The 14,500-nt window shown below is 44.9% G+C and carries 9 protein-coding genes; 6 read left to right on the forward strand and 3 right to left on the reverse strand.

What is annotated here, in order from left to right:
• Nucleotides 1–2 precede the first annotated feature (2 nt).
• The gene (locus A3773_RS15960) at nt 3–1,664 is read right to left on the reverse strand and encodes a BatD family protein (protein WP_197462809.1); all 1,662 of its coding nucleotides are present in this window, start codon (nt 1,662–1,664) and stop codon (nt 3–5) included.
• 282 nt (nt 1,665–1,946) lie between these two features.
• Here A3773_RS15960 and A3773_RS15965 point away from each other — a divergent pair, with 282 nt between their 5' ends.
• The 3 genes from A3773_RS15965 (at nt 1,947) to A3773_RS15975 (ending at nt 8,278) form a co-directional block, all read left to right on the forward strand.
• Nucleotides 1,947–6,785: an NAD-glutamate dehydrogenase gene (locus A3773_RS15965; protein WP_067988205.1), complete on the forward strand. Its 4,839-nt coding sequence runs from the start codon at nt 1,947–1,949 to the stop codon at nt 6,783–6,785.
• Between the two features lie 94 nt (nt 6,786–6,879).
• Nucleotides 6,880–7,101 (forward strand): DUF2835 domain-containing protein, encoded by a 222-nt coding sequence (locus tag A3773_RS15970; protein WP_067988207.1) that lies wholly within the window; start codon nt 6,880–6,882, stop codon nt 7,099–7,101.
• A gap of 154 nt (nt 7,102–7,255) precedes the next feature.
• Nucleotides 7,256–8,278 (forward strand): quinone-dependent dihydroorotate dehydrogenase, encoded by a 1,023-nt coding sequence (locus A3773_RS15975; protein ID WP_082800661.1) that lies wholly within the window; start codon nt 7,256–7,258, stop codon nt 8,276–8,278.
• A gap of 136 nt (nt 8,279–8,414) precedes the next feature.
• On the opposite strand, the gene A3773_RS15980 is transcribed toward A3773_RS15975, so the two are convergent.
• Nucleotides 8,415–9,302 (reverse strand): LysR family transcriptional regulator, encoded by an 888-nt coding sequence (locus A3773_RS15980; RefSeq protein WP_067988212.1) that lies wholly within the window; start codon nt 9,300–9,302, stop codon nt 8,415–8,417.
• A gap of 109 nt (nt 9,303–9,411) precedes the next feature.
• On the opposite strand from A3773_RS15980, the gene A3773_RS15985 reads away from it, so the two are divergent.
• Nucleotides 9,412–9,918 (forward strand): SRPBCC family protein, encoded by a 507-nt coding sequence (locus tag A3773_RS15985; protein ID WP_067988215.1) that lies wholly within the window; start codon nt 9,412–9,414, stop codon nt 9,916–9,918.
• Nucleotides 9,919–10,173: 255 nt separating this feature from the next.
• On the opposite strand, the gene rmf is transcribed toward A3773_RS15985, so the two are convergent.
• On the reverse strand, nt 10,174–10,380 hold the full coding sequence (gene rmf, locus A3773_RS17625; protein WP_075109595.1) for a ribosome modulation factor: 207 nt from the start codon (nt 10,378–10,380) through the stop codon (nt 10,174–10,176).
• A 309-nt stretch (nt 10,381–10,689) separates the two neighbouring features.
• Here rmf and rlmKL point away from each other — a divergent pair, with 309 nt between their 5' ends.
• Complete coding sequence (gene rlmKL / locus A3773_RS15990; protein WP_156473557.1) at nt 10,690–12,834, forward strand: bifunctional 23S rRNA (guanine(2069)-N(7))-methyltransferase RlmK/23S rRNA (guanine(2445)-N(2))-methyltransferase RlmL; 2,145 nt, start codon at nt 10,690–10,692, stop codon at nt 12,832–12,834.
• Nucleotides 12,835–13,089: 255 nt separating this feature from the next.
• Entirely contained in the window at nt 13,090–14,298 is a 1,209-nt protein-coding gene (locus A3773_RS15995; RefSeq protein ID WP_067988225.1) for an ammonium transporter, read from the forward strand.
• Nucleotides 14,299–14,500 lie beyond the last annotated feature (202 nt).

Here is a 14,500-nt window from a genome sequence, read left to right on the forward strand (position 1 = left end):
CGTTAGCCATAGGTTGGGTTGTCATCTTCCTCCATCGCTATAAGGCGCTGTTGTCGCTGACGTAACTTCTCAATAGTGTCTAGTAGTAGATCACCTTGCCACAACTCAGCGCTTTGGCTGTATAGGTATTGCTCTAAATCAAGAATAAGAAAGGTGAATGTCTGGTTGTTAGCACGTTCGCAAATGTGTTCTAACGATAGCAATAGTGGGTCGTTCCAGAAACTTTGTGCCCACTCAATTAGGCGTAATTGGGCGATGGTTGGGTTGTTTTGATTACAGGCCATTGATAGGGCTTGAAAGGTGTTTTTTTCTGCAATTTCGTTCGCCGCTTGTTTACGCATTGTTTGTTCTTGGGCGATCTCCGTTTCATTTTGTTTGGAATCATTTTTTAAGATTCGTAACTGGTTGAAGGAGTAGATCCAACCTAAAGCTGAAATAATACTGATCGCTGTCAGTAACCAAATCAGTAACTCAGGTGTCTGGTTAGATGGGTGCGGGGTTGAATGAGCATTGTTGTTTACCGGCGAGGCCCTATCAGATGCGGATGGTGCGCTGGTAAGAAGGATACGTGAAGGAAGGCTTGCCGTTTGCCCCTGATCATTTAGGGTGTTCCACCAAGGAATATCTATGGGCGGTAAGGTTATCTCACCTGCTTCTGAAGGGGTGATAACCAGCTCCTCGGTGCGTTGACTGATCACTCCCCGTTCGGTCATCTGTTCTTCGAGTATCACATTGAGTAATTTAATCTCAGCCAGCTCGTTTTCGAGGACAGACAGAGAAGGGAGGTCCGACGCCGGTAAACCTTCAGCCTCCATGGATATGATTCGAGTGAAAGCGGTCCCCGCAGACGCATGATGAATATCGGATAAATTATCTTCGATGTGTAGGCTTTTAGCGGGTAGCCAAAGGGTGTTGCTGTTGTTATAGGTCGGGGGTAGCACCGAAAGCAGTTGCGGGGGGCTGTTGAGCTCTAACACCGTATCATTGGCTAAGGTGGTACTTAAAAATAGAGGAGATATCTCAATCATTCCCTCTTGGCGCGGAAAAACAGCGTAATTGTTTTCTGTCACGGTATAGCGTTGGCCGCGCACAACTGTGGTGTATTTTTTCTGCTCCTCTAATGGCTTTATGAGCGCATCAATGGATTCGGGTTGGCTTAAATTGGTGTCTTGTGACAGGGTCGTTAAGTGGAAGATTCGAGCGCTTAGAATTGCTTGCCCGCCAATATAGACTTCCTCTTTATTCAGCTCGACTTCCAAATAGATCGGACGTAATGCCCCTTCACTGGGGTGTGGATTTTGTTCTGCGGGTAAAACAGAGAGCGATACTTCCGGACTTACCTCTGTGCCTACCTTAATAGAAGGAATCACCTTTTCACCATCACCGATCGGGCGTAATGACAGCACCCAGCGGTTGCGGGTGATGACGGCGTTGGTGCTGTGGCTAGATAGGGTGACTTTTTTGGTACTTAAAATCACATAGTCTTTTTGTAAGGCGCGAAGATCAGGACGGTTTTGATTGGTTTGATCAGTTTCGAGGGTGAGCGTTAGCTTTTCACCTTGGTAGATGGTTGATTGGTCAAGTTTAGCGGTGACTGCGGCATGTATAGAAAACGAGAGAAAGAATAGTAGTGTGCACAACAGTTTGCTTGGATGAATTAGCAACACAAAGTCCTGTAGTTAATACGTTAGAAATACAGATCTAAAAACTTCATTCTTTATTCATAAGTCTAATGCGTTTTTGATTATGAGTAATGTTAGTTGTGTTAGCAATGATTGTTGAAAGAGAAAGCTGTTTTAGACCGATAAAAATAGTCATCCGGCTGCTTAATGAATCAGGAGATAAAGCCGTTGCTACGTATATTTCACAAGGTTTAACAAAAAGCGCAAGCGGATCACCAGTTACTATCTATACTGTTGATAAACAGGATTATTTTCGAGTGCATTATGGACAACTACCGAGTCGATGAAAAAGATAAACTTCTAGAGCTGCTTTGCGGAGAAATAAAAAATAGGTTGATTGCTGAACGAGCGGGTGACTTGATTGAATTTGCCAAGCTTTATTATTCATCGGCCTCATTAATCGATCTTAAAGAATGGAAGCTAGAAGATCTCTATGGGTCAACATTAGCCTGTTGGCAGTTTATCCAAGTGCGTAAACGAGAGCAGGCGAAGGTACGTGTTTTTAATCCAGATTATGAGCAACATGGCTGGCAATCGACCCATACGATTATTGAAGTGCTGCAGGAGGATATGCCTTTTGTGGTGGACTCTTTGCGCATGGAGTTAAACCGAAGAAACTTGACCATCCATGCGATTCATAATGCCGTGCTTACAATGAAGCGTAATGAAACCGGTGAGTTAATCGATGCATTGGATAAAGACAGCCGCACTAAAACCAACGGGGCGAAAAATACCCATCGGGAATGCTTAGTTTCCATTCAGGTGGATCGTCATACCGTGGCTGATGAATTGGAGGCGTTAGAGCATGCGCTCTTAAATGTACTTGAAGATGTCACAATGGTGATCGACGATTTTTCACCGATGTTGACGCAATGTGATCTGCTGACAGAGACGTTTTCACAGCCGGTCAAGGGGTTTGATGCGAGCCTTACCGGCGAGGTTCATGCATTTATTGCATGGCTTAAAGATCATTTTACTTTTCTGGGGTATGACGAATACCAGCTGGTTACTAAGCAGGGGAAGAAAACGTTAGAGGCGGTGTCCGGTAGCCAACTGGGGTTGCTGAAATTTTGTGATGAGCATTGTCGTTCAGCCTTAGTCAACGAGAATGACCGGAATGCGGAAGGGTTTGTTTTAATTCCTGATATTATCTCTTTCACTAAGTCTAATCATAAATCGACGGTACACCGTCCTATCTATCCTGATTACATCAGCATCAAACGGTATGATAAAAAAGGTCAACTGGTCGGCGAAAGTCGGTTTTTGGGTTTGTATACCTCCAGTGTTTATATTCAAAGCTCCCGTCAGATTCCCATTGTGCGCCGTAAGGTCGACGCTATTATGGATAAGTCTGGGTTGCATCACCAAGGCCATGACTGGAAAGAGCTGTTACAGATTTTAGAAATTCATCCAAGGGATGATCTTTTCCAGGTGAGTGTTGATGATCTGTACCGTACGGTTGTTGGCATCTTGCAAATACATGAGCGTCGGCAGATCCGTTTATTTGTTCGTCGAGACTATTTTGGTCAGTTTTATTCATGCCTTATCTATTCGCCAAGAGATATCTACAGTACCGAATTTAGACGTAAGGTCGAAGCCTTGCTCTGTAAAGAGCTTAATTGTGAGCAAGCAGATTTTACCACCTATTTCTCTGAATCTATTCTGACGCGAACGCAGTTTATCTTACGTGGTGAGCAGATCGCTGAGTCATTTGATGAAGCTAAACTTGAAGGTTTGATTCGACAGGCAGCCAGAAGTTGGTCAGATGATCTCCGTGATGCCTTGATTGAAACCTTAGGCGAAGAGGGTGGGACAACGACCTATAACCTGTATGGGGATGCTTTTTCAACCAGCTACAGTTCTGATTTTACGCCACGTACGGCGGTGGTGGATCTGCTACACATTGCCGACCTTAATGAGCAGGCTCCTTTACAGCTAAGTTTCTATCAAGCGTTTGAGCGGGCGCACGGGAACCTTAATTTTAAGCTGTTTTGTTTAGGGGCCTCTTTACCGCTTTCTGATGTGATACCGGTATTAGAAAACTTTGGCTTAAGGGTGATCGATGAGCACCCCTATCGGGTTGATGGTAAAAAACAGCAGATCTGGATCCATGATTTTAGTCTGCAATATACCGGTAATGGGGATATTGCGCTTGATGCGTTAAAAGACTTTTTTGAAGAGGCCTTTCTTCATGTTTGGTCAGGCAAAGCCGCCAGTGATGAGTTTAACCGCTTAGTGCTAGGAGGCGGGGTTAATTGGCGTGAAGTGTCCATGTTACGTGCCTATGGTGCGTATATGAAACAGATTGGTTTCCCTATTAGTCCCGAGGCTATTAGCACGACGTTAAATGCGTATGTTGATATAGCCGCTGAGCTAGTCAAATTGTTTGCTGCGCGCTTTGATCCTGAGAATCTCGGTGATGAAGCGGCGATCGAACAACGGATTTTAACAAGTTTAGATCAAGTGGTTAGTTTGAATGACGATAGGGTGATTCGGGAGTATTTAGCCTTAATCAAAGCAACCTTGCGGACAAACTACTATCAGAAAAAAGAGGGCGAGCTGAAAAACTACTTCTCCTTTAAGTTGGCACCAGAGGAGATACCCGATGTGCCTTTGCCGCGACCTAAATTTGAGATATTTGTTTTTTCACCGCAAGTGGAAGGGGTGCATTTACGGGGGGGCAAGGTTGCACGCGGTGGCTTGCGTTGGTCGGATCGTTTTGAAGATTATCGAACGGAGGTGCTAGGGCTCGTTAAAGCTCAGCAGGTTAAAAATGCCGTGATTGTGCCGGTCGGTGCAAAAGGTGGTTTTGTCGCCAAACAACTCTCTGATGGGATGAGCCGAGATGCGTGGTTGGCTGAAGGGATTCGCTGTTATAAGACCTTTATCAGTGGCCTGCTTGATATTACAGATAACTTAGTTGACGGTGAGGTTGTGCCGCCTGAATCAGTGATTCGCCATGATGAGGATGATACCTACCTGGTCGTTGCTGCGGATAAAGGGACCGCCTCTTTTTCCGATATCGCTAATGAGATCGCAGAACATTATGGATTTTGGTTGGGTGATGCATTCGCATCGGGCGGCAGCTTAGGTTATGACCATAAAAAAATGGGCATAACAGCGCGGGGCGCTTGGGTGTCAGTCGAGCGTCATTTCCGTGAAATGGGCATTAACACAGATAAACAAAACTTTACTGTGGTTGGTATTGGCGATATGTCAGGGGATGTGTTTGGTAATGGCATGTTGCTGTCAAAACATATTCAGCTGGTGGCGGCCTTCAACCATCAGCATATTTTTATAGATCCTAAACCAGATGCGGGTAAAAGCTGGTTAGAGAGAAAACGTCTTTTTGAACTGCCCCGTTCCTCTTGGTCTGATTATGATGCCAGCCTTATCTCAAAAGGGGGGGGGATTTTTAGTCGCAGTAGTAAATCGATCAAGCTCACGCCAGAGATGCAAGCCTTAACGGGGTTAACCAGTTCAGCGGTTCCGCCTACTGAATTAATTAATGCCTTGTTAAAGGCGCCGGTCGACCTGTTATGGAATGGGGGGATTGGCACCTATGTTAAAGCAACAACAGAAAGTGATGGGGATGTCGGCGATAAAGCTAATGATGCGTTGCGGGTCAACGGTAAGGAGCTTCGCTGTAAGGTGGTTGGTGAAGGTGGGAATTTAGGCCTAAGCCAACGTGCCCGTATGGAGTATGCGCTTTCGGGTGGGCGGGTTAATACCGATTTTATTGATAATGCGGGCGGTGTTGACTGCTCGGACCATGAAGTAAATATAAAGATCTTACTGAACCAGCTGGTTGATAATGGCGACATGACGCGCAAACAGCGAAATTTGCTATTGGCTGAGATGACCGAAGATATTTCTGAATTGGTGTTACAGAACAACTATCGTCAAGTGCAAGCGATCTCCATGGCCGAATCGCGCTCATTAGAAAATATGTCGGAGTATCAGCGTTATATCTCCAACATGGAGAGTGCAGGGAAGCTTAGCCGCTCGTTGGAATTTTTACCGGAAGATGATGCGCTTAATGAGCGCTTTAATATGAAACTTGGGTTTACACGTCCCGAGCTTTCAATACTGATCTCTTACAGTAAAGCGGAGTTGAAGCAGACGTTAAGTGTGTCGAGCGTGCCTGATGACCCTTATCTATGCCATGAACTTAATAGCGCCTTTCCTGGCCTGTTGGTTGATAAGTTTCAGGAGGCGTTAGCTTCGCATCGGTTAAGACGTGAAATCATAGGGACGCAGATTGCTAACCATATGATCAACATGATGGGTATCAACTTTGTTGATCGCTTGCGTATCTCTACGGGGGCTGATGATGCTTCGATTGCCCGTGCTTATATTCTTGCGAGGGACGTATTTGATATAGAGCCTTTGTGGCAGCAGATAGAGGACTTAGATCATAAGGTGAGTAACGAAGTGCAAATTAAAATGATGCATGAGTTACAGCACTTGATGAGAAGAGCGACCCGCTGGTTTGTACGCAATCGACGTTTGGAATTAGATTGTGACGTTGAGGTGAAACGCTTTAGAACTGAATTAATTAAAATGCTCCCAAAACAAGACAAGATTTTATGTGGGGAGCCACTCAAGCGTTGGGAGAACTCAAGAGACTCTTATCAAGAGGAAGGGGTGCCTGTTAAATTAGCTAAAATGGTTTCAGGTGCACGCATCCTTTATTCATCGCTAGGTATTATTGAAGCGGCGGAGGAGGCTAAATTGCCTGCCGATAAAGTGGCTCAGATGTATTTTGGCCTAGGGGAGCGGTTGGAGTTAGATTGGCTCTCTCAGCAACTGAATACGCTACGCGTTGATAACTATTGGCAGGCATTGGCCCGTGAAGCGTTTAGGGATGACCTTGATTGGCAGCAGAGAGCGATTGTCTCCATCGCGATTCAAGGGCATAAAGCCGGTTATTCGGTGCAAAATGCTATTGATAAGTGGTGTGATGAAAACAAATGGTTGGTTTGCCGTTGGGAAAATGTACTGACTGAATTGAAAAGCGCTAAAAAACAAGAGTATGCAATGTATACCGTTGCCTTGCGGGAATTGTTTGATTTAGCCAAAATATGTCAATACAGTGCATAAATAATGGGCGCAGGTGATGACATAACCCTAGGTTATAATTTATTGTAGCGCCCCTTGTTTAAGCTTAGTGTGATGACGTATTTATTATATTGTTATGAAGTCCATACTTGTTGATTTACATATTCCAACTGATAAATATATCTTGATGTATCAAGGTGTTGCGCAGAATGTTTTTGCTCATGCGTTGGATGGGCGAAGCGTACGGTTTCCGGCAGAAATATTAAAACCTTTTCTGTTAAAGGATGGGATTAATGGTCGTTTCCGTATTATTTTTGATGATTTAGGTAAATATAAAGGGATAGAAAAAATCCAATAGGACTAAATTGAGGCGCTACAGTGAAAGCGCTTACTGTGTAACCTTATGTTTTTATTATTAAAACCATAGTCTTATTGATTTGATCTTCTCTGGCCTATGTTATTCTGATTAAGCCTCGCCTATAATCGTGCAAATTTTGTTATCTGGTATCCGTATGTTGTATTCACTGACTCGATCTTTAATGTTTCAGCTTGATCCCGAACTTTCACATAATGTAGCGCTGCATTCGATGAATCTAGCGTCAGCATTAGGTGTGAATAAGTTGTTGGGTGCTGAAAACTTATCTGATCCGGTTCAGGTTATGGGTATTAACTTTCCTAACCGTGTAGGTCTTGCTGCTGGCTTAGATAAAAACGGTATCGCTGTTGATGGTATGGCGGCGATGGGGTTTGGTTTTGTTGAAGTTGGCACAGTCACTCCTCGTCCACAGGATGGTAACCCTAAACCGCGTATTTTCCGTTTACCTGAGCAGTGCGCAATTATTAACCGCATGGGTTTTAACAATGATGGCGTTGACCGGTTATTGTATAACCTCGATAAGAGTCGTTATAAAGGCGTGCTGGGTATCAATATAGGCAAAAACAAAGATACCCCTACGGAAAATGCGAACGACGATTACCTGTATTGCTTACGTAAGGTTTACAGTCGTGCGAGCTATATTACCGTTAATGTTTCTTCACCTAATACACCGGGGCTGCGTACGCTTCAGTATGGTGAAGCGCTAAACAGTTTGCTCGATGCACTGAAATCAGAACAGGCTAAGCTGGCTAAGTTCCATGATAGCTATGTACCGATCGCGGTAAAGATTGCGCCGGATATGAGCGAGGAGGAGCTTGTGCTTGTCGCCGCTTCTCTTAAGTCCTATGAGATCGATGGGGTCATCGCAACGAACACCACACTGTCTCGTGAAGGTGTTGAAGGCTTACCGTACGCAGATGAAGCGGGTGGCCTTTCTGGTACGCCTGTGAGAAATAAATCGACTAAAGTGATTCGCACCTTAGCAAAAGAGTTAGAGGGTGCGCTGCCTATTATTGGTGTCGGTGGTATTACCGAAGGGTTTGATGCGGCCGAGAAAATTGAAGCGGGTGCTAGCCTGGTTCAAATTTACAGCGGGTTTATCTACCACGGCCCTAAACTTGTCACAGACTCTGTTCGTGCGATACAGCAGTTGTCCTAAGTTTTATCCTGACGTAAATCCCACGAACCGGATTTAAAATACACTATTATCCTCGCTGCCATACGGTTATCCGTGTGGTTAGCAGGGTGATAGGGTGCTGGTATATCGGGTACAGTGCGATCCTTAGTGTCAGCGTCTATTTGCCGATAGTTGCGGTGAATAAGTTCCAAAGCCTATCTGCCATAATTCCTTTATGTTCTTCATTTAAACGAGCAACGACAATATCAATGATGCGGCCTTGCATATGCTGATTTTGTATCGAAATGAGTTCACCGCGTTGTAATTCATCGGCGATCAAAAAGAGTGGCATGTGTCCCCAGGCCATCGATTGAATGATGATTTCTTTTTTCGTGCGCTGATCGCCTACCGTCATCTGGGGTGAGTCTTTAATAATAAAATAGTTTTGTTTCTCCTCAATAACTGAGGTGTCCCTAATAACACACTGAGTATGCCCTTTCAGGTCGGTATATTTTGTCTCTTCATTTAGGGGGATTTTGAAAAAGTGGGGGGATGCAACCGGTATAACGCGTACGTTACAGAAGGGCTGGTACTCATAGCGAGGGTCTGCTTGGTCAATATGATGAATAATTAAGTCAGCATTACCATGAAAGAGTTGCTCGTTAGGGCCGTTGAGGTTTTCGAATAAAAAGTTAAGACGTGTGGATGGATATTGTTGGGCGAACTCTCTAAGTATCTGCATTGCTTCGGGAATAGGTGTTAGGTCGCCAATGACAATATTGAGTTCGGCTTCCTCCCCTTTGCTTAGATGTTCTGCTTGCTCTTCTAAGCTTGCGACCTCATTCAGTAAGCGTTGAGAGTGTTTATAAAAAGCAGCGCCTTCTTCGGTTAACGCTAAGCGGTAACCTGAGCGGTCAAATAATGTAATGTTGAGTGTGCTTTCTAACTTATTGAGTACGGCAATCACGCTGGGATGCGTTTTATTTAGAGTACGCGCAGCAGCTTGAATGCTGCCCTGTTTGATCAGCGCATCGAGTGTTTGTATTTGCTGAAGCGTAAAGCTCATAATGTAAGTTTTCTTTACAATAATTGTCAATATAAAGTAATTTTAAGCCATAATTATGTCAATTATTATTTTCGTTTACCTGTTTTCAATCAAACAAAGGGAAATAATAATGAAAAAGCTTACACAGTACTGTCTAGTGTTCGCACTGTTTGCAGCCCAATCAACCTATAGTTATGCAGGAGGCGATGGGCTAACGGTGTCAAAGCATGTGGTTGTGAATGCGCCTGCCGATGAAGTCTGGGCCTTGGTCGGAGACTACAACAGTTTAGATCAATGGCACCCGGCGATTACAAAAAGTGAGTTGCGTGGTGATGGGCGATCGGGGGGGGATATTCGAGTACTGACGTTAGCGGACGGTAATGCGCTTTATGATGAGCTAACGGCGTATGATGAAGCAGCCAAACAGTATACCTACCGTTTACTTAAATCGCCTTTGCCGCTTTATGGCTATTTAGGCAGTATGGTCGTGAGCGATAATGGTAATAACACGAGTACTATTAAGTGGAAGTCTCGCTTTTATGCCGATGGGGTGAGTGATGCGGAAGCTGTTGAATTAATTCAGGGTGTTTATACTGCGGGCTTAACGTCGCTAAAGGCACGCTTTGATCAAAAGTAGACCCAGCAATAGGGCACTCAGTTAACAAGAGGGAGACGGCTTCATAGTTGCCTTTTATAGTTCCCTTGTGTAGAGTGCGCCCTTCAAATAGGGTCGGTATATCAGAGGGTAATGAGCCGGTTTAACGAGTCTAACTCAGCGTACTGAGGGGCTTTGTTCTATCCTATACAGTATTGCTCATATCATCTTGATTGAATGGCTCGTCAGTATTATGAGGCTCCCTGAGTAGGGAGCCTTTTTAAAATAGTTTATAATTTAATGGAATGCTGGGTCGGCTTGTATCGCTGATACTCCATCCATGCCGCTCCAGTGAGCTTCTCGTCCTTGTCGCCAACCACTCATCCAGTGACTTCTAAGGTCTGATGTGTTGACCGGGCAGAGATCCCGAGATTTACCACTTATGCCGGCTTGAAAGCCTCGATTGAAAAGTGTGTTACTTCTATCACGCTTTTGTCTCTTCATGTAGTTGAGCCTCTCTTTGATGTTTTAGTTTGAGAGCAGCGGTTCCTTGAGACATGGTATCCGCTTAAAATCTACCTAGCAGTTAATTAAAATCACATGGTAGACCTCTATTGATAACGGAAAAAACGCAAGAGCGCGATTGAAAATGTCTATCGAGTGTATAGACTTGATAGTGCAACTTATTACGTGGATGCAAAAAAACGAATGCATTCATCAAGTTAGTTAATGAATAAGCATTTGTGATTTGTAATGATTTATTTTCATTGCAATCGCAAGTTGAATGAAATACTTACAGAGTAAATGATTCCTATGAAACTGTTTTTGACATGCCCTAAAGGCCTTGAGTTGCTACTTGAGGAGGAGTTGCACCAGCTCGGTGTTGAAGATACCAAGCAAACAGTGGCGGGTGTGCAGTGTCATGGTGATCTTGAAGATGCTTACCGTATCTGTCTGTGGTCGCGTTTAGCTAACCGTGTATTGATGCCTGTTTATCAAGGGGACGCTGAAACGACAGAAGATCTTTATGATGCCGTCCAGCAGGTAAGCTGGTTGGATCATATGCGTAGCGAAGGCACTTTGTTGATTGATTTTACGGGGCAGACTCGCGCTATTAATAATACCCACTTTGGTGCGCTAAAGGTTAAAGACGCCATTGTGGATCAGATTCGTGATTTGACGGGCGCGCGCCCTAGTGTTGATAAGGTTGCTCCGGACCTGCGTATTAACGTGCGTATGCACCGTGGCAAAGTGACGGTGGCGATTGACCTTTCAGGAGATAGTTTGCACCGTCGTGCTTATCGATTGCAGGCAGGACAAGCGCCGATGAAAGAGAACTTAGCGGCGGCTGTTTTACTTCGTAGTGGTTGGCCTGCGCGCATCGCTGATTTCGATCTCCTATTAGACCCTATGTGTGGTTCAGGGACGTTGTTGATTGAAGCGGCAATGATGGCGGCTGATATTGCACCGGGCTTGCAGCGTAAGCGGTATGGGTTTTCCCGTTGGACGGGGCATCAGAAAGGGATATGGGATGAGTTAGTTGCGGAAGCGAATGGACGAAAAGCTAAAGGTTTATCTCAATTAGAGATTAGTTTGGTGGGCCGCGATGAGGATAAATCCGTATTAAGGTCCGCCAAACAAAATGCGGAAAGGGCAGGGGTGGCTGAATTTATCGATTTTGCAGTCTGCCGAGTGGAAGATCTTGAGCGCGAGCAGTTGCCTGAAGGGGTAGGGCTATTAGTTACCAACCCGCCTTACGGGGAGCGCTTAGGTGAAACCCAGCAGTTAATGTTTCTTTATCGTCACTTGGGTGACAAGTTAAAAGAGCAGTTTGCCGGTTGGACCGCCGCTATTTTCACGTCTAATCCTGACCTGTGTAAGGTGATGGGGATGCGTGCAGATAAGCAATATAAGCTGTTTAATGGCGCGTTAGAAAGCCGCCTGTTTGTCTACCCAATCTCCGAGCGTCGCCCAGAGCAAACGGTGCGTGAAGAGGAGGACGTAGTGCCGTTGAGTGATGGTGCTCAAATGTTTGCCAACCGCTTGTTGAAAAATAGAAAGCAGTTAGCTAAATGGGTCAAAAATGAGCAGGTAGAGTGCTACCGACTCTATGACGCGGATATGCCGGAATATTCAGTGGCGATCGATATGTATGGTGATGAGGTGCATGTACAGGAGTATGCGGCGCCGAAAAAAATTGACCCGGTTAAAACATTCTCACGCTTGCAGGAGATTATGACGGCTATTCCTGTGGCGCTCGAAATTCCCGCCAATAAAGTTATTTTAAAACAGCGTAAAAAGCAGCAAGGTTCCAATCAATATGAAAAGCAATCAGAAACCCATCGCTTCAAAGAGGTGAATGAGTATGGCTGTCGTTTATTGGTGAACTTGCATGATTACCTTGATACGGGGCTTTTTTTAGATCACCGTCCGATTCGTTACCGTATCCAGCAGGAAGCTGCCGGTAAAGATGTATTAAACCTGTTCTCGTATACGGGCACTGCTTCGGTGCATGCAGCAAAAGGGGGCGCTAAAAGTACAACCAGTATTGATATGTCGGCGACCTATCTGAATTGGGCGAAGCGAAACCTTGATCTGAATGGCTTTAGCCAAGGTGTACACCAGCAGATACAGGAAGATTGTCTGAAGTGGTTGAGAATGCAGCGCAGGCCTGCGTTTGATCTTATTTTTATGGACCCGCCTACCTTTTCGAATTCAAAGCGTATGGAGGGGGTGCTTGATGTGCAACGAGATCATGTGGATATGGTTGATGCAGCGATGCGGTTATTGCGTAAAGAGGGCGTATTGTACTTTTCTAATAATTATAGACGCTTCAAAATAGATCACGATGCGTTAAGTGGCTACGTTGTTGAAGATATAACTTTTAGTACATTAGACCCGGATTTTAAGCGAAATAACCGTATTCATAGCTGTTTTAAAATTACCCATAAAGCTTAAGCTGCTTTCTAGTGCAGGTTTATTTGCTTGGCATGTTTTGTGCTTTTAAATAGTGCGTAAATGGATCGATTGGACGTGCTTTATAACCCAGTAATTGGCTTAAAGCCTTGTTAATTACGGGTTTTTAGCCGATTTTGTGGCCAATTTTGATCAATTAAAAATATAAAAACATGTTTGTTTTGCATTACATTAGTGCTTGCGGTTAATGTTTGCACTAAATTGATGCAACTTGTCAGGTAAAACAGGAGTCTGTCAGTGGAAAACGTTAATAGCGCCGTGGAAACGCTGGTTCAAAGTTCGAATACGTTATTTATCTTAATGGGCGCGATCATGGTGTTTGCCATGCACGCGGGCTTTGCCTTTTTAGAGGTGGGAACGGTTCGTCATAAAAACCAAGTGAATGCGCTGGTTAAAATTTTGACTGACTTTGCGTTCTCGGCGATGGCTTATTTCTTTATCGGCTATTGGGTTGCTTACGGTGTTACCTTTTTCTCTCCTGCATCTGAGCTGGCAACGAATAACGGTTATGAGCTGGTTAAGTTTTTCTTTTTGATGACCTTTGCTGCGGCTATTCCTGCAATCGTCTCCGGTGGTATTGCCGAACGCGCTAAGTTTTGGCCTTTTTTGTTGGCCTCCTCGCTGATTGTTGCGTTTGTATATCCGTTTTTTGAAGGTGTTATTTGGCACGGTAATTTTGGTTTTCAGGATTGGCTAGAGGCTCGTTTTGGCGCTGCTTTCCATGACTTTGCTGGATCGGTGGTCGTGCATGGTATGGGTGGCTGGTTGGCGCTTGTTGCTGTCGTAATGCTGGGTATTCGTAATGGGCGTTACAAAGGCGGGCGTTTGGTTGCCTTTCCTCCATCGAATATCCCCTTTTTAGCCTTAGGTTCTTGGATTTTATGCATTGGTTGGTTTGGCTTTAATGTGATGTCAGCCCAGACAATGGATGGTATCTCGGGGTTGGTTGCGGTAAATACTTTGATGGCGATGGTGGGTGGTATTATTACGGCCCTGATTTTTGGCCGGAATGACCCAGGGTTTATTCATAACGGTCCGTTGGCGGGCTTGGTTGCTGTTTGTGCTGGGTCTGATGTGATGCATCCTATGGGGTCGCTGGTTGTAGGCGCGATTGCAGGCGCTATTTTTGTTGGTTTGTTTACCATTCAGCAGAATAAGTGGAAGATTGATGATGTGCTGGGTGTGTGGCCGCTTCATGGTGTGTGTGGTGCTTGGGGTGGTATTGCTGTCGGTGTTTTTGGTTCTGAGTCATTGGGTGGCCTAGGTGGTGTGAGCCTGACCTCTCAAGTGATTGGTACTGGGGCCGGTATTCTTGTTGCTGTTGTTGGTGGTGTTGTCGTTTATGGCGTTATTAAGTTGCTGTTAGGGCTTCGCCTGACGCAAGAGGAAGAGTACAACGGTGCAGATTTGAGTATTCATAAGATTGAATCTACGTCTGAGGCTTAATGCTGGATCTTGTTCTAGGTTGATTTGTTTGTGTGGTTCGCTGAGGTGTGATTGGTTGAGCTGTTGATCTAATCTAGAGTGGTGTGCACCGCGCACTGTGTAGAATAAAAAACCGAGCCTAGGCTCCACTGCTGTCCCACAATTTTTTAATCATAAAGGGATCCTCATCTGAGGGTCCCTTTTTTGCCGCTCTGGCGGTGAC

Origin of the sequence: Neptuniibacter pectenicola (assembly GCF_001597735.1) — a bacterium.
GTDB classification, from domain to species: Bacteria; Pseudomonadota; Gammaproteobacteria; order Pseudomonadales; family Balneatricaceae; genus Neptuniibacter; species Neptuniibacter pectenicola.